Source organism: Novosphingobium sp. NFX11 (assembly GCF_057376415.1).
The window spans coordinates 291,652-314,409 of record NZ_CP080386.1 but is presented as its reverse complement, the minus strand read 5'-3'; the positions used below and the strand labels follow the sequence as shown (position 1 = coordinate 314,409).

20 protein-coding genes and 6 pseudogenes are annotated in these 22,758 nt (G+C 62.4%); 18 read left to right on the top strand and 8 right to left on the bottom strand.

What is annotated here, in order from left to right; translation table 11 throughout:
• Nucleotides 1-879: 879 nt before the first annotated feature.
• The 3 genes and pseudogenes from KZO24_RS28115 to KZO24_RS28105 all read left to right on the top strand — a co-directional run.
• A pseudogene (locus KZO24_RS28115) lies at nucleotides 880-1,305 on the top strand (PAS domain-containing protein); the annotation flags it as partial.
• A gap of 75 nt (nucleotides 1,306-1,380) precedes the next feature.
• On the top strand, nucleotides 1,381-2,361 hold the full coding sequence (locus KZO24_RS28110; RefSeq protein ID WP_486488433.1) for a sensor histidine kinase: 981 nt from the start codon (nucleotides 1,381-1,383) through the stop codon (nucleotides 2,359-2,361).
• Nucleotides 2,358-2,735 (top strand): response regulator, encoded by a 378-nt coding sequence (locus KZO24_RS28105; RefSeq protein ID WP_486488335.1) that lies wholly within the window; start codon nucleotides 2,358-2,360, stop codon nucleotides 2,733-2,735. The genes KZO24_RS28110 and KZO24_RS28105 overlap by 4 nt, the downstream gene beginning before the upstream one ends.
• Nucleotides 2,736-2,750: 15 nt before the next feature.
• On the opposite strand, the pseudogene ligD reads toward KZO24_RS28105, so the two are convergent.
• A pseudogene (gene ligD / locus KZO24_RS28100) lies at nucleotides 2,751-5,270 on the bottom strand (DNA ligase D).
• 173 nt (nucleotides 5,271-5,443) lie between these two features.
• Here ligD and KZO24_RS28095 point away from each other — a divergent pair.
• From KZO24_RS28095 to KZO24_RS28060, 8 genes and pseudogenes are all read left to right on the top strand, one after another.
• Nucleotides 5,444-5,605, top strand: a pseudogene (locus KZO24_RS28095) (NrtR DNA-binding winged helix domain-containing protein); the annotation flags it as partial.
• 16 nt (nucleotides 5,606-5,621) lie between these two features.
• A pseudogene (locus KZO24_RS28090) lies at nucleotides 5,622-6,584 on the top strand (SPFH domain-containing protein).
• A 9-nt stretch (nucleotides 6,585-6,593) separates the two neighbouring features.
• Nucleotides 6,594-7,483 (top strand): annotated as a pseudogene (locus tag KZO24_RS28085) (NAD(+)/NADH kinase); the annotation flags it as partial.
• 12 nt (nucleotides 7,484-7,495) lie between these two features.
• A complete protein-coding gene (pncB, locus tag KZO24_RS28080; RefSeq protein ID WP_486488432.1) occupies nucleotides 7,496-8,800 on the top strand; it encodes a nicotinate phosphoribosyltransferase in 1,305 nt (434 codons plus the stop codon).
• Nucleotides 8,801-9,347: 547 nt separating this feature from the next.
• Complete coding sequence (locus KZO24_RS28075) at nucleotides 9,348-9,590, top strand: type II toxin-antitoxin system RelE/ParE family toxin (protein ID WP_486488334.1); 243 nt, start codon at nucleotides 9,348-9,350, stop codon at nucleotides 9,588-9,590.
• Between the two features lie 414 nt (nucleotides 9,591-10,004).
• Nucleotides 10,005-10,685, top strand: coding sequence for an ImuA family protein (locus KZO24_RS28070; protein WP_486488431.1), 681 nt, complete (start codon nucleotides 10,005-10,007; stop codon nucleotides 10,683-10,685).
• Complete coding sequence (locus KZO24_RS28065) at nucleotides 10,600-11,418, top strand: Y-family DNA polymerase (RefSeq protein WP_486488333.1); 819 nt, start codon at nucleotides 10,600-10,602, stop codon at nucleotides 11,416-11,418. The genes KZO24_RS28070 and KZO24_RS28065 overlap by 86 nt, the downstream gene beginning before the upstream one ends.
• Nucleotides 11,412-11,873, top strand: a complete 462-nt coding sequence (locus KZO24_RS28060; RefSeq protein WP_486488332.1) for a DNA polymerase Y subunit UmuC family protein — start codon at nucleotides 11,412-11,414, stop codon at nucleotides 11,871-11,873. Before KZO24_RS28065 ends, KZO24_RS28060 begins: the two co-directional genes overlap by 7 nt.
• A gap of 388 nt (nucleotides 11,874-12,261) precedes the next feature.
• On the opposite strand, the gene KZO24_RS28055 is transcribed toward KZO24_RS28060, so the two are convergent.
• The 3 genes and pseudogenes from KZO24_RS28055 to groES all read right to left on the bottom strand — a co-directional run bounded on the left by KZO24_RS28055 (nucleotide 12,262) and on the right by groES (nucleotide 15,403).
• The gene (locus KZO24_RS28055) at nucleotides 12,262-13,359 is read right to left on the bottom strand and encodes a calcium:cation antiporter (RefSeq protein ID WP_486488331.1); all 1,098 of its coding nucleotides are present in this window, start codon (nucleotides 13,357-13,359) and stop codon (nucleotides 12,262-12,264) included.
• A 55-nt stretch (nucleotides 13,360-13,414) separates the two neighbouring features.
• A pseudogene (gene groL, locus KZO24_RS28050) lies at nucleotides 13,415-15,033 on the bottom strand (chaperonin GroEL).
• Between the two features lie 55 nt (nucleotides 15,034-15,088).
• Nucleotides 15,089-15,403: a co-chaperone GroES gene (gene groES, locus KZO24_RS28045; RefSeq protein ID WP_133494694.1), complete on the bottom strand. Its 315-nt coding sequence runs from the start codon at nucleotides 15,401-15,403 to the stop codon at nucleotides 15,089-15,091.
• A gap of 272 nt (nucleotides 15,404-15,675) precedes the next feature.
• Between groES and KZO24_RS28040 the strand changes: the two genes are divergently transcribed.
• The 3 genes from KZO24_RS28040 to KZO24_RS28030 are packed head-to-tail and all read left to right on the top strand — an operon-like array spanning nucleotide 15,676 to nucleotide 16,535.
• Nucleotides 15,676-15,900, top strand: coding sequence for a hypothetical protein (locus KZO24_RS28040; protein WP_486488330.1), 225 nt, complete (start codon nucleotides 15,676-15,678; stop codon nucleotides 15,898-15,900).
• 9 nt (nucleotides 15,901-15,909) lie between these two features.
• Nucleotides 15,910-16,179 (top strand): usg protein, encoded by a 270-nt coding sequence (locus KZO24_RS28035; RefSeq protein WP_486488329.1) that lies wholly within the window; start codon nucleotides 15,910-15,912, stop codon nucleotides 16,177-16,179.
• On the top strand, nucleotides 16,176-16,535 hold the full coding sequence (locus KZO24_RS28030) for a hypothetical protein (protein ID WP_486488328.1): 360 nt from the start codon (nucleotides 16,176-16,178) through the stop codon (nucleotides 16,533-16,535). Before KZO24_RS28035 ends, KZO24_RS28030 begins: the two co-directional genes overlap by 4 nt.
• A gap of 51 nt (nucleotides 16,536-16,586) precedes the next feature.
• Here KZO24_RS28030 and KZO24_RS28025 read toward each other — a convergent pair whose 3' ends face one another.
• The 3 genes from KZO24_RS28025 to KZO24_RS28015 form a co-directional block, all read right to left on the bottom strand.
• Nucleotides 16,587-16,958 (bottom strand): response regulator, encoded by a 372-nt coding sequence (locus KZO24_RS28025; RefSeq protein ID WP_486488327.1) that lies wholly within the window; start codon nucleotides 16,956-16,958, stop codon nucleotides 16,587-16,589.
• Nucleotides 16,959-17,503: 545 nt separating this feature from the next.
• Complete coding sequence (locus KZO24_RS28020; RefSeq protein WP_486488430.1) at nucleotides 17,504-18,025, bottom strand: Hsp20/alpha crystallin family protein; 522 nt, start codon at nucleotides 18,023-18,025, stop codon at nucleotides 17,504-17,506.
• An 83-nt stretch (nucleotides 18,026-18,108) separates the two neighbouring features.
• Nucleotides 18,109-18,582 (bottom strand): Hsp20 family protein, encoded by a 474-nt coding sequence (locus tag KZO24_RS28015; RefSeq protein ID WP_486488326.1) that lies wholly within the window; start codon nucleotides 18,580-18,582, stop codon nucleotides 18,109-18,111.
• A 362-nt stretch (nucleotides 18,583-18,944) separates the two neighbouring features.
• Here KZO24_RS28015 and KZO24_RS28010 point away from each other — a divergent pair, with 362 nt between their 5' ends.
• The 4 genes from KZO24_RS28010 to KZO24_RS27995 are packed head-to-tail and all read left to right on the top strand — an operon-like array spanning nucleotide 18,945 to nucleotide 21,411.
• Nucleotides 18,945-19,655: a Bax inhibitor-1/YccA family protein gene (locus KZO24_RS28010; protein WP_486488429.1), complete on the top strand. Its 711-nt coding sequence runs from the start codon at nucleotides 18,945-18,947 to the stop codon at nucleotides 19,653-19,655.
• A gap of 16 nt (nucleotides 19,656-19,671) precedes the next feature.
• A complete protein-coding gene (locus tag KZO24_RS28005; RefSeq protein ID WP_486488325.1) occupies nucleotides 19,672-20,313 on the top strand; it encodes an HdeD family acid-resistance protein in 642 nt (213 codons plus the stop codon).
• Nucleotides 20,310-20,555, top strand: a complete 246-nt coding sequence (locus KZO24_RS28000) for a hypothetical protein (protein ID WP_486488324.1) — start codon at nucleotides 20,310-20,312, stop codon at nucleotides 20,553-20,555. Before KZO24_RS28005 ends, KZO24_RS28000 begins: the two co-directional genes overlap by 4 nt.
• 43 nt (nucleotides 20,556-20,598) lie before the next feature.
• The gene (locus tag KZO24_RS27995) at nucleotides 20,599-21,411 is read left to right on the top strand and encodes a trypsin-like peptidase domain-containing protein (protein ID WP_486488323.1); all 813 of its coding nucleotides are present in this window, start codon (nucleotides 20,599-20,601) and stop codon (nucleotides 21,409-21,411) included.
• A 25-nt stretch (nucleotides 21,412-21,436) separates the two neighbouring features.
• Here KZO24_RS27995 and KZO24_RS27990 read toward each other — a convergent pair whose 3' ends face one another.
• Nucleotides 21,437-22,507: a PAS domain S-box protein gene (locus KZO24_RS27990; RefSeq protein WP_486488322.1), complete on the bottom strand. Its 1,071-nt coding sequence runs from the start codon at nucleotides 22,505-22,507 to the stop codon at nucleotides 21,437-21,439.
• Nucleotides 22,508-22,758: the final 251 nt, after the last annotated feature.

Below are 22,758 nucleotides of genomic sequence, written 5' to 3'. Positions count from 1 at the left end.
TGCCTTCCGAAGCGCACTGAAGCCATCATGGATCGAGGGGGATGATGGCCTGCGCGCCTCGCCGGATTCCAGCACCATTCACAAAACCATCATGGGTCAGAGGTCCCCGAGCCATGCCGGGCAATCGGCACATCGCACGCCGACTTGTTGACGGGTGCCTCGACTGTTTCCGGTCGGGCCGTCGCTGGTGGGCGGCATCCCCAAGCATGGGTGAGGGGGAAGGCAGGTAGCGGTAAGGCCGTCCCGGACCTCGTCGCTTCCATGCAAGGTCCGGGCTCCTTTGACGGGCCGCGAAGAGCTGGCAAGCTCAATATTCACGCGGCGATCCTGGGACTAGGCTCTCCAATATCCGCAAGCGTTTCCGACCACCGTTGCATTTGGCCTGTCGTGATCGACCTGAACCTGCGCAATAAAGCCATGTCGGCCCTTACCCAAAGTGCCGATGAGGTCAGTAACAAGGCCGCCTCCAGACCGTCCAACTCACGTGCGAAGTAGCGGTATAGCTTTTCCGGCATCACGCACCTCCCTGTCACGCATTGGAAGGGGCATCGTTTGGATGCCTCTTCCGCCACAAGGGGCGAGGTGGTTGCCGGTTATCGGACGGCCATCGACTGACGATGGCATGTAGAACCTCAGGTTCCAGCTGAGGCCGGGCACCCTGATCGAATGGGTGTTCACCAGGAGAGAGGGGCACTGCATACCTCCTTTCTTGACAATGATTTCCTCTCGGACGGCGAGGCCGCCGCGTCGAAATCTAGATCGCTGACGTCCGAGTTCGAGAGCCCATCAACGGAATAATCCCGACGCTACAAAGCACGCGCCGATCGATCATTTTAAGGGGCTGACCCCTCGGCGCCAAAATCAGACTGTTGCTTCAAAATGGGATGGAGCATGCATGCGTTCCAGGCGTTACGACACGAATTACGAAATCGAGCACTTGGGCCAATGGGGACAGCTGTGGCGACGTCAAACAGGGAAAGCGAAACGCAGATCGCTGCGCTGCGCGCGAGCGAGGCACGCTTTAGAGCATTTGTCACAGCTAGCACGGATGTTGTCTATCGCATGAGCCCAGATTGGTCACAATTACAAGAACTTGACGGGCGCGGCTTCCTGGTAAGCGCCAGTGAACCCCGCCAGGGTTGGATGGACGATTATCTTTTCGCAGAAGATCAGGCCGCCGTGCGAGAACGAGTGGTGCAGGCGATTGAGAGAAAGGAGGTTTTCGACCTGGAGCACCGCGTCCGGCGGCTAGACGGGTCCGTGGGATGGACCCATTCGAGGGCGGTGCCTGTACTGGACGACGATGGCGAAATCGTCGAATGGTTCGGCGCGGCTAGAGACATTACAGCGCGCCGCGAGGCCCAGGCATGGGTGGACGAGATGGGCGAGAAGCTCGCCGAGCAGAAGCGCCTTTACGAGCAACTGATTTCCGCTACGCCCGACCTAATCTACGCCTTTGATCGTGATTACCGCTTCACCTTCGCGAACCGCGCTCTCCTCGATATGTGGGGGAAATCGCTCGACGAATCGGTCGGCAAATCCCTGCTGGAAAACGGGTACGAACCTTGGCACGCCGAGATGCACGAGCGCGAAATCGACAAGGTGCTGGCAACCGGCAAAGGTATTCGGGGCGAGGTTGGCTTTCCCCATGCAACGCTGGGATGGCGGACATACGATTACATCTTCATGCCCGTCTTCGACGCTTCCGGCCAAGTCGAGGCCATCGCCGGCACCACCCGCGATATCACGGAGATCAGACGGGCTGAGGAGCATCAGCGGCTTCTCATCAATGAGCTCAATCACCGGGTGAAGAATACACTCGCCACCATCCAGTCCATCGCCGCCCAAACGTTCAGGGGCGACGCTGCGACACCGGCATCTCGCCGGGCGTTTGAAGGCCGGCTGATCGCCTTGTCCAATGTTCACTCGGTCCTTACACGGACGAATTGGGAAAACGCCGACCTTGCCGAGATCGTCAGCGATGCTCTTGCGCCCTTCGCCGACACGCGTGCTCCAGATCGGCTGCAGATCAACGGCGCTGAGCATTGGGTAAGACCGCAGCAGGCACTCGCTATCGCCATGGCCCTGCACGAGCTCTCCTCCAACGCAGTGAAGTACGGAGCGTGGTCCAACGCTACAGGGCATGTGGCCGTTGAATGGAACAGGGATCCCGACGGCCTGCATTTGCTGTGGCAGGAGAGCGGTGGGCCGCCGGTGACGCCGCCGACCCAGCGTGGCTTTGGAACCCGTCTGCTTCAGAGCGGTCTGTCGTACGAACTCAACGGGACGGTGACGCTGGATTATCCCGGGGCAGGGGTGGTTTGTCATATCGAGATACCCACCGCTGAGCTTACGGGATGAGCAGCGAATTAGCCCAGCGTCGCATCCTCATCGTGGAAGACGAAGCAATGGTCGCCATGCTCGTCGAGGATATTCTGGTGAGTTTCGGGTGCGTCGTCGTTGGTCCCGTCGCGCGCGCGGCGCAGGCTCTCGAACTGGCCGCGACATATCAAATCGACGCAGCCGTACTGGACGTTAATTTGGCGGGTGGGCGAAGTTACCCGGTTGCTGACATTTTGCGTATGCGCGGTATTCCGTTCGTTTTCGCCACAGGATATGGAAAAGAGGGGCTCGATCCATCCTACCGCAATGACCTGGTCATTCAGAAGCCATTTACACAAGAGACCTTGAAGAGCGCTCTTGAACAGGCGCTCGCCCAGCCAAAAGGTCGTTGAGCCATTCGGTCCCGTTTAAAGATCAGGGAGCGTCTGATCGGCCCGTCCCCAAAGCGCGAGTTCTTTCGAGTTTGCGCGCTTAAGCATTTCGGCCCCATCAGTGATATGCCAGCGTGATGGCTTATCGAGATCGCGCAGTTCGTCCCATGGTGACAGGGACCGCGATCGGCGCATGTTCACGGTTGCGCGCGCTGTAGGGCATGACGGCGGTCGCGCCGCGCTGGTTTCGCAGATAGTCGATGAAGATCCGTCCCGTCCGTTTGGCCTTTGAAAGGGCGGCGGTGAAGCAGGCCGGCTCCGACTGCTCCAGCGCCATGGCAAAGCGGTGGGCGAAGTCTTTCACCATTGGCCAATCCGCCGAGGGGGTGAGCGGCGCGATAACGTGAACGCCCTTCCCACCGGTCACCATCGGGAAGGTCGTAAGGCCCATTTCGGCCAGAAGATCACGCATTTGGAAGGCGGCTGACACGACCTCCTTGAAGCCCAGGCCCTCGTCAGGATCGAGGTCAAAAACGAGCCTGTCGGGTTTCTCGACATCCTCGATGCGCGCCCCCAGCCATGAAATTCGATCGTGCCCATCTGTACGCAAGTGAGTAGGCCGGCCGGCGTATCAACGAAGAGATAGGCTTCTTCATGCCCATCCTTCTCCCGGATACCCACCTGCCTGACTGCATCGCCAAAGCTGCCGGCGTCGTGCTTCTGGAAAAAGCACTTCTTCGCCCGGCCTTGGGGGCAGCGTACCAGGCTGATCGGCCGGCTCCCGGCCCATGGCAGCATGATGGGCGCGACGGTTTCGTAATAGTCCGCCAGTTGACCCCTGGTAAGCTTGCCTTCGGGAAAGATCACCCGTTCGCGGTTGCTGATCTTCACGGTGCTGGCCGGGGCAGCAGTGGCCACGTCCATCGCTGCTTCCTTCTCGATCACCACCGCCTCCGGCTTCTTGTCCTCGCGCAGCCCGAGATAGCTGGGGTGACGCAAGACGCCCTCATCAGTGAACTCCAGATACGCGATTTCCGCGACAAGCTTCGGCTTGATCCAGCGAGCCCCGCGTACCGCGGCGCGCGGCGCCTCGACAGTAGGCTCCTTCTGGGTGAGCGGGGCCATGATCTCCAACAGCCTCTCTATCTCGTCGCCGGTGAAGCCGGTGCCCACTTTGCCCGCATAGCGAAGCCGGCCATGCTCGTTCACGCCGAGCAGCAGCGAGCGGAATCCGCGCTGCTTGTCCGAAGGTGTCCAGCCAACGATCACGAATTCCTGACGGCGTATGCACTTGGTCTTCACCCAGCTTCCGCTGCGCGAACCGCTGTACCGCGCGTCGGTGCGTTTCGAGATCACGCCTTCCAACCCGGCATCGCAAAAGCTCGTCAGCAGCTTCTCTCCATCACCGACGATATGGTCGGAGTAGCGCAGGCGCCCCTTCTGCTCTGCCAGGAGCGTGGCCAGCCTTTCCTTGCGGTCGATCAGTGACAGACCGGTCAGGTCCTTGCCGTTCACCTCCAACAGATCAAAGGCAAAATAGTCGATTGCGCCCGGATTGTCCTTCAGCGCGGCCTGGAGGGCCTGGAAACTGGTCCGACCATCGGCGAGCGTGACTACAGCCTCGCCGTCGATCAACGCGCTGGTGACGTCAAGCTGGGCCGCCTCTGCAATCAGGCCTGCAAAGCGATCCGACCAGTCGAGACCGGAGCGCGTATAGGCACGCCCTTCGCCGCCCCCACGGCTATGAGCGTTCGGTAGCCGTCGTATTTCAGCTCGTGCAGCCAGCGATCGCCTGACGGCACGTGATCGACGAGGGCCGCAAGCTGGACCGGTGGGAAGGGCGGCAGCTGTCCGTTCCTCTTCTTGCGTTGGCTCTGACCCGGCGCAGCCATGTAAGGTTTCATCAACGTCGCCTTGGCTGATGCCTTGCGTTTCCGGATCGTCTTGCCTGCGGCGATCTCTTCCATTGTTCGGCCGCTGTCGACGCTCGTGAGATGCACCCCGATCAGATCGTCCGAGCCACCAGCATGCTCATCCTCGACCTTGCGAAGAATCCAGTTTTCACCCTTTTCTCTCCCGCGAGGCTTGAGGCGAAACATGACCCACTCGCCCTGCATCCGGCGCCCGCGCAGCGTGAAATGCAGATGGCCTTCGACCAAAGTCTCGCTCGGATCTCTTTCCCGGCACCGGCTCCCAGGTACCATTGTCCCACAGCATGACCGTGCCACCGCCGTATTCGCCCTTCGGGATCGTTCCCTCGAAACGGGCGTAATCCAGCGGATGGTCTTCCGTGCGGACTGCCAGGCGCTTGTCGTCGGGATTGGGGCTTGGTCCCCGCGTCACCGCCCAGCTGACCAGCGTGCCGTCCAGCTCCAGGCGAAAATCATAATGGAGGCGGCTGGCGGCATGTTTTTGTACGACAAAGCCATTGCCCGCCGTCGGCGCGGCAGTTCCTGTGGGCTCAGCGGTTCGCGCGAAATCACGCTTGGCGCGATATTTGCCAAGCCGCTCTTCCGCCGATGTCGATGCCGTTTTCGGTGTTGAAGCTTTTGCCATGTCCGCTCCGGTCGAGTCCTGTTCAACCCGCAGGGCGCCGCGGCCGTTCCCCCATTCGCCTCACTGTTGGGGCATGGGGAAAAAACCGGTTCGGACAGGAAGGTTCGCTAGCGCCGTAGGCGAGCGAGCCATCCATCGATCGTGAGGTCGAAGGTGGCCGAAATCTGCGCGCCCAGCTGCAGGATGTGCATGAGGCGATCCTAGGCATTGCGCTTAACAAACCCGCTTTTCGTCGGCGAATGATCGACAAGGGCTGGCTCATCGCCACGGGCACCCGAAAAGTGGGGACTTCTTACCGACCCGCCGAACTCTTTGGTTTCCAACGGCTGCCTTGATCCCAGGGAGGATATTATGGCCACCATTCGCAATCTCGGTCTCGTCGGCCAGCTCCGTGCGGAGGCGAGCAGCCACATCATCCGCTTCCGCAACGGTCGTATCCGGCAGAGCGTCCGCTGCCTCGTCTTCTGGTTTCGTCCGGAGACCGCCAGCATCGCAGAGATTCCCATGGACGACCGTGAGATGACCCTGTTCGTCAAAGGACGCAGCCAGGATTTCCAGACCGTATCGGTCCAGGGGCCATCGGCTGGCACGTCACGGAGCCGGAGCGGCTGGCGGAGCGCGTCGATTTCTCGATCAACCTCGCCAGTGGTCGGACACAGGGCGAGCCGATTGAGCGGATCGAGGCGCGGATCACCGGCATCGCCAATCAGGCCGTGCTTGAATCTGGCACAGGCGCCGGTGCGCGCCCTGCTGGATGCCGGACCGGAGCCACTGCGCGTCAGGTTGGAGACCGCCCTGGTGAACGATCCGGCGCCGGCCGCCGCGGTTTGCCTCACCAACCTTGTACCGAGCAGCGAACTGGAACGGGCGCCGCAGACGTTGACGTTCGAGGCGCTCCAGCAAAAGACGGACGAGGCCATGTTCGAGCGTCGCGCGCTGGCGGTTGAGAAGGAACGTGCCATCGGCGAAAACGAGCTGGCCACCAAAACCGAGCTCGCTCGGCGCGAAAAACTGCTAATTGCGGAGGAAGCGGACAATGCCCGCAGCCGCGCGGCAGGTCTTGCTGAGGGCGGCCAGGTCGAGGCAGCGGCAGAGGCGGAGCGTGTCCGTACCGTTGAGGGTGCGAAGACCGATGCGGAGCAACAGCGCATTGCCGTCTATCGCGACCTGCCGCCCGCCATTTTGATGGGCCTTGCTGCGCAGCAGCTGGCCGGGAAGCTGGAGACCATCGAGCATGTCAACATAACCCCCGATCTGCTGGCGACGCTGCTTTGCGAGTTTCGTAAAGCTCCGGCGATGATCGAGACGCGCTAGGAGGACACCGTGGCCGCCGCAACGCCCCGCGCCGTCTTCGTGACCCCGGAGACTGGCTATGAACTGCTTGTCGCTCGCCCCGCGACGCGCGATCAGGCGCGCTTCTTCCTGGAAACGCGTGGCCAGAGGATCGAGACGGTCGAAGAGGGCCATCATCGCTTCCATGCGATACTGGCAACGGCGCGGGCGCGGTGCCGGCGGAATGGCGGCAGGCGCTAGTGAAACGCGCTGACCTCGACCGCTTCCTCTTCGCGCCCGATGATGTGGTGGTCCCGGTGGGACAGGATGGCCTCGTCGCCAACGTCTCCAAATATCTGGCCGAGCAGCCAGTGATCGGGGTCAATCCATCGCCGGAGCTCTATGACGGCGTCCTGGCCCGGATCGCAGTCGAGAAATTCGGCGAACTGCTCCCGGCCAGTATCGTGGGCGCTGCGACCATCGAGCAGCGACCCAGGGTGCAGGCAGCCCTCGACAGTGGTCAGACGCTGACCGCGCTCAACGAGATGTTCGTGGGACATCGCAGTCACCAGTCGGCCCGCTATCGGATCGAGGCCGGCGGCGAAGCGGAAGACCACAGCTCGTCGGGCCTGATCGTCGCATCGGGCACAGGCGCCACAGGTTGGGCGCGCTCGATTGCGGAAGCCACCGGGATCGACCTTGCGCTTGGGAGGGAGGAGCGCGCCGTCGCCTATTGGGTGCGCGAGCCGTTCCCCAGCGTCGCCACGGCCACGCATATGCGCGGTGCGAAGTTGACGGACACGCCGCTGGTCGTCACCTCTCGCATGAACGATGGCGGTGCCATCTTTGCCGACGGCATGGAGCAGGATTTCATTGCCTTCGACTGGGGGCGGACAGTGATCTTGTCGCCAGCGCCCCAAACGTTGAGGCTGGTCACCGGACAGGGATACATCATGGCCGTCACCAATATTGCGACCCGCACCTACAACCATAATTTCCGGCTGGACCCTATCGTCCGTAGCCTGCTGGACACCGATTTCTACAAGCTGCTGATGCTGCAGATGATCCGGCACATCCATCCGGACGTGCACGCGACCTTCTCGGTCATCAACCGCACGAGGTCAGTGCGCCTTGCCGACATCATAGACGAGGGAGAGCTGCGCGCCCAGCTCGACCATGCGCGGGAGATACGTTTCGCCAAAAAGGAACTGATCTGGCTAGCGGGCAACAGCTTCTACGGGCGGCAGCAGATGTTCGGCCCGGACTTCATCGCGTGGCTCGCCGACTTCCGCTTGCCCGACTATGATCTGCGCAAGGTCGACGGGCAATATGAGCTTCGGTTCGAGGGGCCATGGACGCACACGACCATGTGGGAGATACCCGCTCTCGCCATTCTCAACGAGCTGAAGTCGCGCGCCGCGATGCGCGACAAGGGGCGGTTCGCACTCGATATCCTCTATGCGCGCGCGAAGGCGAAGCTGTGGGAGAAGGTCGAGCGGCTGAAGGAATTGCCCGACCTCGTCCTGTCGGATTTCGGGACAAGAAGGCGACATGGTTTCCTCTGGCAGCGCTGGTGCGTGGAAGCGCTGAAAGAAGGGCTTGGCAATCGCTTCATCGGCACCTCAAACGTCCTTCTTGCCATGGACGCCGATTTAGAGGCGATTGGCACCAATGCGCATGAATTGCCCATGGTCGCCGCGGCGCTGGCCGAAGATGATACGGCACTGGCGCGGGCGCCCTATCAGGTGCTGGAGGAGTGGCGTGCCCATTATAATGGCAATCTGCTGATTGCCCTGCCAGATGCCTTCGGCACCAGCGCCTTCCTGAAGAACGCCCCTGCATGGATTGCCGACTGGACAGGTTTCCGTCCTGATAGCGCGCCGCCGATCGAAGGAGGGGAGCAGATTATCCGCTGGTGGCAGGAACAGGGCGTCGATCCCCGCAAGAAGCTGCTGATCCTCTCCGACGGCATGGACGTTGACAGCATCGAGGCAACTTATCATCATTTTCATGGCCGCGTGCGCATGAGTTTTGGCTGGGGCACCAATCTCACCAATGACTTTCGCGGTTGCGACCCAGATGGCGGCATTGCGCTGGAACCTATCTCGCTGGTTTGCAAGGTCACGAGCGCCAATGGCCGGCCCGCTGTCAAGCTGTCCGACAATCCCGCCAAAGCGACGGGTGATCCAAAAGAGATCGAACGCTATCTGAAGCTCTTCGGTGCGGAGGATCACGCCGCCTCACCTGTGTCGGTCTAGGAGCACCCGACGAAGAACCGTTGCAGACTCTCAACATCCACTTCGTGACACCCAGCTGCTGACGGTCTGCCAGCCCGGCAGGTGTCGATCTTCTCAGGCCCAAGAGTCAGTTCCCGCTCGCCGGGAGCCGACAGTGGCCTTCACGCGGAGCATCTCTCCTGGGATTATCCCGTTAATCAGTCACCAGCTTCCCCGCGAAATAATCGGTATGATAAAATCATATTGAATGCAGGTAAGCATGGCCGCGAAAGCAATTTCGGTAACGCTCGGTGAGATGGCATCGCATGCTGAACGACATCTGGCTTCCGGTCGATATGCCTCGATAGTGAAGTGATGCGAGCAGGCCTGCGCGCGCTAGATCGTGAAGAGGCGGTACTGGATGAACTGATCCGGGTTCGCGTTGCGGAGGCTTTGGCCGACCCTCGCCCCCCAATGGTGCTCGACAAGGCCTTCGCTCAGGTACGGGCTTCCGTCGCCCAGGCATGACCTACAACGTCCAGTTGTCGGCTTTGGCGATCAAAAGATCTGATCACACTTCACCAAAGGGGTGAGAGCGGAAACTGACCTGCCCACTGCAAACGGCTACCTTGCCAAAATCGAAGAGCGCATTGCCGCGTTGGCTGATTTTGCTCACTGCGGATCCCCTCGCGACAAGTTGATTGCAGGTCTGAGAACACTAACATTCGGACATCGCATGTTGATCGCATATACCGTGAACAGGGCTATCGTCATCGTACAACGAATTATCAGCGGGGCCCGCGATTTGGTCCCGGCCCTTCACGAGCCCTGACCTGAGCATCCGGGAACTACAGACTTTCCCGAATCTTGCCTTTAATAACCGTTCTCGGGAATGATCGTTCTGTCCCAAACGCCCGTGTCGGGATGGCGGAAGTTGACGCCGAAGCGCGCCTTGCGTTCCGCATCCCGCTCGTCCGGATTGCTTGCGTTTTCTCCTATCCAACAGGCGCGAGCCAGATCCGTTTCGGAAGCTGGTGGTAGAGCGTCGCTTGCACAGGGTTGTCCCCATTTCGGACGTGGGGGCGATTCAAACTGGTTGACCGCGCGCCATTCGAAGTGAGAACATAAAAAGAACAAGCTCGAGTCTCGAGAATCACAATGACCCCTGTTCCGTCTCACATGCAGATGGGCATCGATGCCCTTCGCGCCATAGCGACGCCGATCGCCGATCGCCGATCATCGGATCATCCCGTTCGGCGCCGATGCCTTGGATGCGCGTCTGGCCAGTGGTGGTCTGCGAGCCGGCGCCTTGCACGAAGCGACGGCGCTGACCTGCTCGCTGGTCGATGACGCGGCCGCTACCCTGTTCCTTGCGGGCATCGCCGCGCGCGAAGCCCGCCGCGCCGCTGCGCCGGTCTTGTGGGTCAGCTGCCGCAATGACCTCTATGCCCCTGGCCTGGAACAGGCGGGCCTCGCTTCCGCGGATGTCATCCACGCGCAGCCGCGCGACGATGCGGCGGTGCTCGCCGTGGTCGAGGACGCGTTGCGCGATGGAACGCCTGCCGCCGTCGTCGCTGAAGTCAGCAAGGTTTCAATGGTTGCCACCCGCCGGCTGCAGCTTGCCGCCGCCGAGGCGGATCTCCCGGTGCTTCTGCTCCGGCGCCATCGGGGACGAGACCGCGATCCGCTTCTCGAACCATCGGCCGCCTGGACACGCTGGCGGATTGCCAGCGCGTCCTCCGAGTGGCTCGCCGTTGCCGGCGTCGGCCGCCCGCGCTGGCTGGTCGAACTGGCACGCCAGCGCGGCGGCGAGGGCTTTTCCCTGATCGTGGAGGGATGCGATGCGACGGGTCGTCTCGCTGTTCCTGCCGTTCCTCGCCATCGAACGGCTGAGACGGCAGGACCGGTTCGCCGCGCCGCGGCCTGAGCCGCGCGCACTCCAGCTTCCCGTCGACGACAATCCCGGTGCCTGCTCGGTCCCTCGTGGGGGCGGATGGCGACCGGGTGCGCGCTGGGCTCGCGAGCGGCAGGCTGGAGAAGGGCAGGGCGCGGTCAGGGGCGAGGACCGCTCAGGCGTCGATGTCGAGCGCGAGAGCGCGGCGCTGCCGCTGCACGCCAAGCCGCCGATGCGGGAGCTGGGACGGCGCTCCGAGGCCGCCGAGCATCCGTTCAAGCGGACGGTCTCTTCAGTGGTATCGCAGCAGGAGGGCGATGCACCGCAGGTCATGGCTGCTCCGCTGGCGCTCATCGGCAAGGTCGGCCGCCGCGACGAGATCGTTGCGGCCTGTCCGGCGGCGAGAGCATTGGGCATCCATGTCGGCATGGCGGCAACCCACGCCCGTGCGCTCGTCTCCGATCTCGATTTTCGCGCGGCGGATCCCGAGGCGGATGCTGCGCTGCTCGATCGCCTCGCCCTGTTCGGCATTCGCCGCTGGTCACCGGTCGTCGCGGTCTCGCCGCCGGACGGGATCTGGCTGGACCTGACCGGTGCCGCGCACCTGCATGGCGGAGAGGAACGCTTCTGCCAGCGGCTGCGGGCCTTCTGCCGCCGCGCCGGGTTCACAGCGCGCATCGCGATAGCCGATACGCCCGGCGCCGCGCACGCACTGGCCCGCTACGGCCGCGATGACATCGCCATCATCCCCCCGCCGGCGTGCTGAAGGCGCTGTCGCCGCTTCCGGTCGCGGCGCTGCGCCTCGAAAGCGGCGCGCTGGCCGCTGCGCGCAAGTTCGGTTTCGAGACGATCGCCGACCTGCTTCCCGTTGCGCGCGGGCCTTTGGCACGCAGGCTGGGTCTCGCCGCCATCGATCGGCTCGATCAGGCGCTCGGCGGCAAGGCTGAGCCGATCACGCCGCGTGAGGATATCGTCACCCCAGCGGTGGAACGACGTCTGCTCGAACCGATCGGCACGGCCGATGAGATTGGTCAGGTCATGCATGATCTTCTGAAGGATCTCGCCGAGGTTCTCCAGAGCCGCGGCCTGGGTGCGCGCTCGCTGCGCTTCTGCGCCTTGCGGATCGATGGCGGCGAGCAGGTGGTGGCGATCGGCACTTCCCGGCCGAGCCGTGAGGTACCACACCATATGGACAAGTTCCACATAAGATATTGTTTCTGAATAAGAAAAATTCCTCATGCCGCGGTGCAGATTCATGAAAGTAATCACCGGGTAATCACCGATTTTGGCTGAGAATCGCATTATTTCGCGTAGATGGCAGCAGCGGATGTGTTCGGGTCTCGATTGTGCAACGGCGAAGTCTCAACCATGGAGGCATAACCGAGGGGCTTTCTTCGAAATATATGCTGCACATACTGGTTATAGCCGATTGGCGGCGTCTGAGCGGTAGGGATTTTTCAGGTGGACCAAGGGTTTGAATTCAAAATAAAATTAAATATCTACCGCTCTGCCCCACACTCAGTCCCACAGTGCTCCACAAATGGTGCGGATACGCATTATAAACGAGGTGTGGTTGGCAAGCTGACCCACCCTGTGCCTAAACCGATGGCTACGGTATGATTGCCGTGAAAATGTACGCGGCGAGCAGTACAAGATGGACCGCTCCCTGCAAGATCGTCGTGCGACCTGTCCCGAACGAAATGATGGCGACAAGTAGTGAAAGGGCGAGAAGTGAGACATCCTTGCTGTCGATGGCAAACGAGGTCCGGTGATCGAGCATCAATGCGGCGATCGCAATTGTGGGGATGGTAAGACCGATTGTCGCCAGTGCGGATCCGAGCGCCAGATTCAGGCTCGTCTGGAGGCGGTTGCGCCGCGCCGCCTGCACCGCTGCTAGGCTTTCAGGCGCCAGTACCAGAGCCGCGATAACGATCCCAACCATAGCTCGGGGCCAACCAACCGAAGCGACGGCTGCTTCAAGCGGATGGGATAAAGCCTTGGCAAGAAGGACGACGTCAACCAGCGCTAGAAGCAGAAACGCAAGCGACCGCATGGCTTGGCCCGTGCTCGGCGGCGCTGCGTGCGCGTCTGTTGTCAGATCGCCGCCGCCTGGCGGCAAAAAGTAATCTCGGTGACGAACGGTCTGAACAAAAACAAAGATGGCATACAGAGCAGCCGATACGACAGCAGTGAACGCGAGATAGGCCTTCGAATAGCTCAGCGCACCTGCCGGCACTGCGAAGCTGGGCAGAACGAGCACGAGCGTTGCGGTTGCCGCCAGCACGCAAAGCGCTGCGTTGACGCCTTCGAGCACGAAGCGCTGCTCGCGATGACGCAGACCGCCAATCAAAAGGCAAACGCCGACCAGGCCGTTGAGAATGAGCATGATCGCCGCAAACACAGTGTCCCGCGGCAAAGTCGGGTTTGCGGTGCCGGTGAGCATCATCGAGAGGATTAGCGAGACCTCGATCACCGTGACGGCAACGGCCAGGATCAATGTGCCGAACGGCTCGCCGACCTTGTGCGCGACGACTTCTGCGTGGTGTACGGCGGCGAGAATGCAGCCCACGAGCAGGATACTGGCGCCGATCAGGCCGCCGTTTTCGAATCTGAAGGGATGGACTAGTAGCGACGCCAGCCCGAGGACCGGGATCCAGCGCGACCAGATCGGCACCACCGAAGAGATGCATCGGGCCATGATCGCCATTGCCGTAATCCGCGAGAAAAATGGTGGGGAGCCCGCGCGAGCTCCCCACCACTCATCAATAGTCCATGGCCGGCGCCGGTGCAGGCTTGACCTCCTTGGGCACCTCGGCGACGAGCGCTTCGGTGGTGATGAGGAGCGATGCGACCGAAGCTGCATCCTGAAGCGCCGTGCGAACGACCTTGGCCGGGTCGATCACGCCAGCCTGGACGAGATCCTGATACTCGCCGGTGGCCGCATTGAAGCCCCAGTTATAGTCCTCGGCTTCGAGCAGCTTGCCGACGATCCAGGCACCGTCCTCGCCGGCATTCTCGGCGATCTGGCGGGCCGGGGCGCGGAGCGCCCGGCGGACGATATCAATGCCAGACTGCTGATCGTCGTTGGCTGCCTTGAGGCCATCGAGCGCCTTCAGCGCGCGCAGCAGCGGCACGCCGCCACCGGGTAGAATACCTTCCTCGACGGCGGCGCGGGTGGCATGCAGTGCATCGTCGACGCGGTCCTTCTTCTCTTTGACCTCGACTTCGGTCGCACCGCCGACGCGGATCACGGCAACGCCGCCGGCGAGCTTGGCCAGCCGCTCCTGCAGCTTCTCGCGGTCATAGTCGGAGGTGGTCGTCTCGATCTGCTGGCGGATCTGCGCGACGCGGCCGTCGATATCGGCCTTGGTGCCGACGCCATCAATGATCGTGGTGTTGTCCTTGTCGATGGTGATCTTTTGGCGCGGCCAAGCATATCGATCGTGACGCTTTCAAGCTTGGTGCCAAGCTCCTCGCTAACGACGTTGCCGCCAGTGAGGATCGCGATATCCTCGAGCATCGCCTTTCGGCGGTCGCCGAAGCCTGGTGCCTTGACCGCGGCGATCTTAAGGCCACCACGCAGCTTGTTGACGACCAGCGTCGCCAGCGCTTCGCCCTCGACGTCCTCAGCGATGATCAGAAGCGGCCGCCCGGACTGAACCACCTTTTCGAGCAGCGGCACGAGTGCCTGCAGGTTCGACAGCTTCTTTTCGTGGATGAGAATGTAGGGATCGTCCAGCTCGACCCGGAGCTTCTCGGCGTTGGTGACGAAATATGGCGAAAGATAACCGCGATCGAACTGCATGCCCTCCACAGTCTCAAGTTCGGTCGCCAGGCTCTTGGCTTCCTCGACTGTGATCACACCTTCGTTGCCGACCTTCTCCATCGCTTCGGCGAGAATGCGGCCGACCTCTTCGTCGCCATTGGCCGAGATCGTCGCGACCTGCGCGATCTCGCTGTTGGCGCTGACCTGCCTGGCGTGCGTCTCAAGATCGCTGATGACGGCATTGACGGCAAGGTCGATGCCCCGCTTGATGTCCATGGGGTTCATGCCGGCAGCGACGGCCTTGGAGCCCTCGCGTACGATCGCTTGGGCGAGGACGGTGGCCGTTGTCGTACCGTCGCCAGCTTTGTCGTTCTGTTTGGATGCTACCTCGCGCAGCATTTGCGCGCCCATGTTCTCGAACTTGTCGGCGAGCTCGATTTCCTTGGCGACGGTGACACCGTCCTTGGTGATGCGCGGAGCGCCGAACGACTTCTCGATGACCACGTTGCGGCCCTTCGGGCCCAGGGTCACCTTGACCGCGTTCGCGAGCGTATCAACGCCGCGCAGCATGCGATCACGCGCGTCCGAGGCGAATTTGACTTCCTTTGCAGCCATCGCTGCTACTCCTTTCTATGTCCTTCCTGAATGTTCGAGGGATAAAGGCGGCCGATCAGGCCGCCTGCTTGAGCGGGACGACGTTGTCGATCACGCCGAGGATATCGCTCTCTTTCATGATGAGCAGATCCTCGCCGTCGATCTTGACCTCGGTACCCGACCATTTGCCGAACAGGATCCGATCGCCGGCCTTGACCGACAGCTCGACGAGCGTGCCGTTATCGTCGCGGGCGCCGGGCCCAACGGCCACAACCTCGCCTTCCTGCGGCTTTTCCTTGGCGGTGTCTGGGATGATGATGCCGCCCGAGGTTTTCTCCTCGGCTTCGATGCGGCGGACGACCACACGGTCGTGCAAGGGACGGAAATGCATGGCAGAACCTCCAGATGCAAAACATGATGTGACAACCCTGACGTTCATCCGAACGACAGGTCTCGCAAAATTAATTGAAGCGATTTTCTCGTTCAAGAGGTGGAACAAGATTTTTTGGCACTCGTAGATGCCAAGTGCCAAAGCGCGTTCAAGGGCAGACGGTTGGTGTCCGAACATGATCTTGACGCGCTCGGCCGTCGCACCAAAATTTGTCCGCGCGGCATTCCTCGCCGCAGTCATAGTAGAGCGACACAAGGAAAGGAGATTTGGCCATGTCGCAGCCGTTTGAACGTTTTCTTCATCCCTTCGACGTTGCGCGTCACCCGGACTTGGAACCGGAGGTGAAGCGCGCGATCCTCGCATCCTGGGCCTCGGATCGGTCCGCCGTGCGAGACAGGCCGGCGCTTCGCAAGCCGCTGGGCGCGAAGCGCGCCGTGCCGATCGATGACGTGCTCGCCGCCATGCGGTCGCTCGACGAAGGCAGGGATTCTGGGTAGCCAGCTTCAATGAGCGATCGGGCTTTCCTCTCGCAATTGCACGGCTATGGGCTGACTACGGCTGAGGTTCATTATTACCGGCCGGACGCCCCCTCGCTGCTTCAGCTGTACGTCTGGCAGGAGTATGATCTCGCGCCCGATTTCCCGGTCCTGTTCGACTTCCTCGACCATTGGCGCCGGGAAATTGAGGCGGCGCTCCACTCGGTGCAGATCGCGCACGACCAGCTTGTTCGTCCGACCGAGTGGCGCGCTGTCGATGGCGTCATCAGGTTACAATGACGAGCGGGCCGCTGCGAAAGTGGCGCGAGCGTGGCGGCCGCCGCGTCCGCGTTGCGTTGCCGTTCGACGACATCATGGAGTTTGCGCTCGCGCTGCTGTCGGTGCCGCCGGAGGATCTGGAAAAGCTCGGCTGGAGTTTCGCTGACCGCAAGCGGCTGCTCGATCATTTCCTGAAATCGGGCAAGGCGGCGCAGAGGGTGCCCCATGACGTGCTCGGCCAGACGTTGATCACATTACGACTGCCGCGTCGCGACATCGCGCGGCTGCGCCACTTTGCGCGGCAAGCGCTGCCCAAGGTCGCTTCGAATGCAGCCGTGCTCGACCGCGTGTTACGTGCGCTGGACGCTGCACCGTAGCGGTCCCTGGGAGGCTGGCGAAGATGGCAAGCAGTTCTATTCGCGCGCGTCTCAACTCGTCTTGTTGAGAAGATTGGACAGGGCGGTGACGATTTGTGCTGCGGCAAACGGCTTCTGCACGAATACGCTTTCGGGGACACCATGAACTGGCCATTCGGCGCCACTATCCGCACTCACATAGACGATCGCCATTTCAGCGCTGGCTTCACGGGCCAGATGGGCTAAATCCCAGCCCGATAGCGCCCGCATACGGATATCGGTGACTAAACCGACGATATCCTGTCCGTTGGTGTTGAGCTGCCCTCTTGCTTCCTCGCCGGATGCGGTGGAGCAGACCGCATATCCCGCCTCGTTCAGAGCGTCCTCGATCATCATTCGGATCACCGGGTCGTCTTCTGCGATCAATATCTTCTGCTGTTCCATTGCCGCTCCTCACCGAAACAATGTCGCGCCTGGTGCGGCGATAAGATTATGCTCAGGCAACCAGCATTGATGACACAATGCGGCCGATACAGATTAGTTCCGGCAGCATCGCGGATGCGGTCGGCTTGGCCGGCAACATGGCCGCGGCGGTGATCTGTCGCAGCGCGGAGAAATCGCTCGAGCCAAGCCGATGAGCCGCGGACTACGAACCGAAGACCTTCGCCCCGGCAATAACGCTCCGCATCTTCGAGAGCTGCAAAGCGAAGCTCTATCTGGCGCATCGCCGCCACCGCTCCAGCCTGTCAGAGGATCGGCGCGGGGACCCCAGCGCCGCGCAAGCGTAGCCGCCACATGCCTTTTTGCGCCCGGCCCGTTTGGGTGACGGCGATCGGCATTGGCTTGATGATCGCGACAGCTTCCAGGGCCAACGCGCCCGAGTGACTCAGGGCCAGCCGGCGATTGTCGATGGTAACGCTGGGCTAAACCTCCAGAACCGCCGCCGGAAAAGAAAGCTCGGCCCGGGACCGAAGTCCCGGGCCTGCCGGTCATGCGGCGCCCGCATTGACCGGAATGCGGCGCACGTTCTCGTTCGCCGCCTCCGACTTCGGCAGGGTGACGGTGAGCACACCGTTCTTGAAAGTTGCGTCGGCGTGGTCACGATCGACGCCCTGCGGCAGTCCGATACGCCGTTCAAAGCTGCCGTAGCTGCGTTCTGTATAGCCACGATCCTTGTCTTCGACCTCGGACCGCTTCTCGCCGCGAAGCGTCAGCGCACCGTCTTCGACGATGATCTCCACGTCCTTCTCGTCGAGGCCAGGCAGTTCCGCCGTGACGCGGATTTCCTTGTCGGTCTCGCCGAGCTCGACATGGGGCCAGCCGGCAGTGCGGTCGAGGCCGGCGAAGGCGGGCACGCCGAAGCCGCGGAAGACGTCGTCGAACAGTCGGTTTACCTCGCGGTGTAGCGAGAGCAGCGGATTGGTATCATTGTCGCGGCCGCGCTCGGCGCTGACCGGGACGGGGAGCCGGTTCTCCTGCCGGCTCCAGGGAATGAGATCACGAAAAGCCATGATGGTCATCTCCTTTTCTGGCTGGAAGGGTAAGGCCTGCCGGTCCGCTGAGTGCGGCGCCGGCAAGCCAGGTAAACCAAGGATCAGGCCGCTTCGAGGGCCTCATCCCTGGGCGCTTCAATCCGATCCTGGGCAGGCTTGCTGCCGCTGATCTCAATCTTGCGCGGCTTCATCGCCTCGGGAACGACACGCTTGAGCGCGATGCTCAGCAAGCCATTCTCGAAGCTGCCATCGCCGGCTTCCACGAAGTCGGCAAGCTGGAACCGCCGCTCGAAGGCGCGCGCGGCAATGCCGCGATGCAGATAGTCACCCTTACCGTTATCTTCGGCACGCTTGCCGGTGACGGTGAGCTGGTTCTGCTGGGCCACCACCTCGATGTCTTCGGGGCGGAAGCCGGCGACTGCCAGCGTGATGCGATAGCTGTCCTCGCCATCCTTCAGGATGTCGAAGGGCGGATAGCCATCGTCTTCACGGGTGCCTGCTTCGAGCAGGTTGAAGAGGCGATCGAAGCCTACGGTCGAGCGCCGATAGGGCGCGAAGTCAAAGTCAGTTCTCATTTCCAAATCCTCCTATGAAGCGATCTGGGCATGAGAGGCGCCGGTAACGTAAGAGCCGACGCTCTCTATGTCCACCGGACCCGAACGGCGTCCGGCAACGAAAATCTAGGTGCGCGTCGAGGGCTTTCAAGAGGTTTTTGCGCACACACTTTTTGCCCGCGCGTGCTCTTGAATTTACAGAAGCGGTTACAAGATCTTGCCTGCGGACCGGGCTCCTCTGGCGGCGGCTGCAAAGCCTCCGCGATGTCGGACCGCATCGAGTGCGCTCGGTGCAGGATCGCGCAGCTTCAAGGCGAAGCTGGCCGAGTGCCTCATTGACTTGAAGATCAATGGAGTGAGGCATGAATAGAAATTTTGACCCTATGACCTACCCGCCGCCATCGTCGGCGCGCTCGGGAGGCGCGGCCACCTACGATGAAGGTCTTCGCCGGCACATGCTCGGTGTCTATCGCAACATGGCGCTGGGCCTCGGTATCACCGCGCTCGTCGCGCTGCTGATCGCCAGCACGCCCGCGCTTTACCAGCCGATCTTCGGTACGCCGCTGAAATGGGTGGCGATCTTCGCACCCTTGGCCTTCGTGCTGTTCTTCTCGTTCCGCGTCGAGCGGATGACGACAGCAGGAGCGCGCACGGCGTTCTATGCCTTTGCGGCCGTGATGGGCGTGTCGATGGCGAGCATCTTCCTCGTCTTCACCGGCACCAGCATTGCGCTCGCCTTCGTCAGCGCGGCTGCGGTGTTCGCTGGCATGAGCCTGTGGGGCTATACGACCAACGTCGACCTGTCGCGCTGGTCCACCTTCCTGATGGTCGGGTTGATCGGCGTGGTGATCGCCAGCCTGGTGAACCTGTTCGTCGGTTCCACGACACTCCAGCTCGTCTTCTCGATCGTCGGCGTGCTGGTGTTCACCGGGCTCACCGCCTGGGACACCCAGCGCCTGAAGAGCGAGTATCTTGCCTATGCTGGGTCAGAGCGCGCGGACAAGCTGGCGGTGATGGGCGCGCTGTCGCTCTATCTCGATCTCATCAACCTGTTCCAGCTGCTGCTGAGCGTGTTCGGCCAGCGCGAGGAGTGATGAAGGAGGCCAAGCTATGACGAGCATATCGGCCACGTTACCCTATGCCGGTGCGGGCAGTGACGCCCGCACCGGCGTACCGCTGCTCAGCCGCAACTGGGGATGGTTTGTCGTCCGCGGCGTTCTCGCGCTCACCTTGGGCGTGGTCGCGTTCCTGTTTCCGGTAAGCGCGCTGTTCGCCTTCACCATGGTGTTCGCCGCCTATGCCGGCGTCGATGGCCTGCTTTCGACGATCTCGGGCGTGCGCGGCGCGACCCGTAAGGAAGAGCGCTGGTGGACGCTGATCCTGCGCGGCATCATCGGCATCGCGGTCGCGGTCTTATTCGTGGCCGTGCCCTTTGTGGCGACGATCAGCTATGCTCTGGCGACGCTTGGCATGCTGAGCGCCTGGGCCATCCTCACCGGCGTGCTGGAAATCGTTGCAGCGGTCCGCCTGCGCAAGGAGATCGAAGGCGAGTGGCTGCTCGGGCTGTTGGGTGCGCTCTCGATATTGCTCGGGCTCGCGGTGCCCGTGGCGCTCTATGTGAACCCTCCGGCCACGATCCTGTCGGTTGCATGGGTGATCGCGATCTACGCTGTCATCGCCGGCGTGGTGCTGATCGGATTCGGGCTGCGGCTGCGCCAGCGGCCGGAGGAAACGAAAGGAGAGACGGCATGACGCGGGAAGACGTGATCGCGATCGCCGGATCGCTGGAGGATCGCTTCGCCATCGAAATACTGGAGGCCGGCGGCGGTCGGGCCGATCTGATCGAGGCCGTCGCACGAGTTCGCGGCGATCCGCTGGACTTTTCGGCGTCGCCGCACCCTATATCCGCGCCCGTGTCCCGACTGTGCGAGATCATCGAAACCGCCGACACAGCGGTCGCAGACCCGCTCGAGTGGGAGGATGGCCGCCCGTGAGCTCACATGGATCGGGCTTGCGTTCGCCCCCGGCTGGCTGGCCTTGCTGGCAGCGATCGGCCTGGCCTCGGGCGTGGCCGGCGGCGCGGGCGTGGCCTGGCTCAACTCCGACCGTGGAACGATAACTGCGCCGGAAAACACACGGGTCTCCGTCGACACCGTCCCGCTCAATCAGCTGACGGTCGCACCGCTTGTCGAGCGTGTCGCGCCCGCTGTGGTGAACATCGCGGTGCTGCAAGCGTCGCCCTATGCGCAGAACCCGCTGTTGCGCGATCCTTATTATCGCTTCTTCCTCGGCGTGCCCGACGAGGCACTGGCGCCACGGATCTCGGCGGGCTCCGGGTTCGTGGTCGATGCCGCGCGCGGGCTGGTCGTCACCAATCACCATGTCGTCGAGAACGCCCGTGCCATCGCCGTTGGCATCGGTGACCGGCAGGTCGAAGCCGAGCTCCTGGGCAGCGATCCGCGCACCGACATTGCCGTGCTCCGCATTCCCGCGCGCGGGTTGAAGCAGCTTCCGTTGGGTGACTCGGACAAGACCCAGGTCGGCGACTATGTCGTCGCTATCGGCAACCCGTTCGAAGTGGGTCAGACCGTCACGGCGGGGATCGTCAGCGGGCTGCGCGGCTCGCCCGAAGGTCGCGCCCGCTACATCCAGACCGATGCGCCGATCAACCCCGGCAATTCGGGCGGGCCATTGATCAACATGCGCGGCGAGGCTGTCGGCGTAAACAGCGCGATCATCGGCCCGAATGGCGGCAATGTCGGCATCGGCCTGGCCGTGCCATCGCGCACAGCGCGCCAGGTCGTCGAGCGGATAGCCGGCGTGCGCTCACCCGCAGCGAGCGGGTCTTAAGTCGGAAGAGATAGGCTGAAGAGTATCATCTCAGACGATCACGCAGAACTGTTAGCGTGACCCGCAGCCCCTCTGGCCGCCACTCGCGCTCGATGGTGCCGCCGAGCTGTCCGCTGGCCAGGCGCCCGAGCAAGCTGCCGAACCCTTCTTCTCCCGCCCCATTGCTTTCAGGGCCGCCGTGCTCCTCCCACGTCAGGGTGAGCGTATCCTTTTTCGCGACGCACTCGACCGTGACGGTGCCGGAAAGCGACGACAATGCGCCATATTTGGCGGCATTGGTGGCGAGCTCGTGGAGAATGAGAGCGATCGTTGTCATCGCGTTTCCGGGTAATGCGACATCATCGCCGATGATCTGCAGCCGGCCATGCTCTCCGCCAGCGCTTTCATATGGCGCCAGGATTGTTTGGAGCAGCACGTGGAGCCGAACCGGATCGCTGGTGCCGGCTAAGGCGCGGGCTGCAAGGTCTTTCGGCATTGTCAGGGCGTGCGCACGCGCGAGCGCGCTGAAGCGCTCCTGGACGATGGAAGCCAGCTCTTGGGGGCTCGCAGCATCGCGCACGCTCATGCCGACGAGACTGGCGGCCAGCGCGAACAGGTTCTTCATCCGATGATCCATCTCACGCAGCAGCAGACGTTGCCGCTCCTCGGCATGCTTTCGCTCCGTGATGTCGCGCGCGATCGTGGAAGCGCCGATGACCGTGCCGTTCGCATCGCGCAGCGGTGATACGCTGAGCGAGATTGCTACCGGACTCCCGTCCTTGCGGCGCCGCACCGTCTCGTAATGACGGACGCGCTCGCCTCGGCGCAGGCGCTCCAGGATCGGTGCCTCCTCGTCCTGCCGATCGTCCGGCAGGAGAAGCATGATCGGCTTGCCAATGATCTCGGCGGCGCGATAGCCGAACAGCAGTTCCGCTCCCCGGTTCCAGCTGGTGACGGTCCCATCCAGATCCTTCGTCAGAATGGCGTCGTCGGAGGATCTGACGATCGCCGCCAGATGCTGTGCGATCTCGTCCTTTGCGCCGCGCCGCGCATCAGCGAGGCCGGGCATCGCCTCAGCTGTCGCGACGCCCGACGGGCTTCCACCAAGATCACTCATCCTTTTCTCCACGCATTGTAAGAATGGTCGTTGCCAAGGCGTTCGCGGCCGAAATTCGCGCGGGGTTTGGCGCTGCCGTCTTCGAACGCCGCGCCGAGCGATGGCTGGCCAGATCGGACCGACTTGGAATTTTCGACCCGCCCCGAAGCCGCAGAGTCTGAGTGCCACCTAGAGTCGACGCAGCAAACGTAACAAAAGTATGGTGGTCGAACAACCGCCCTATTTCATGTGGCGTTGTGCTGCTAGCGCTC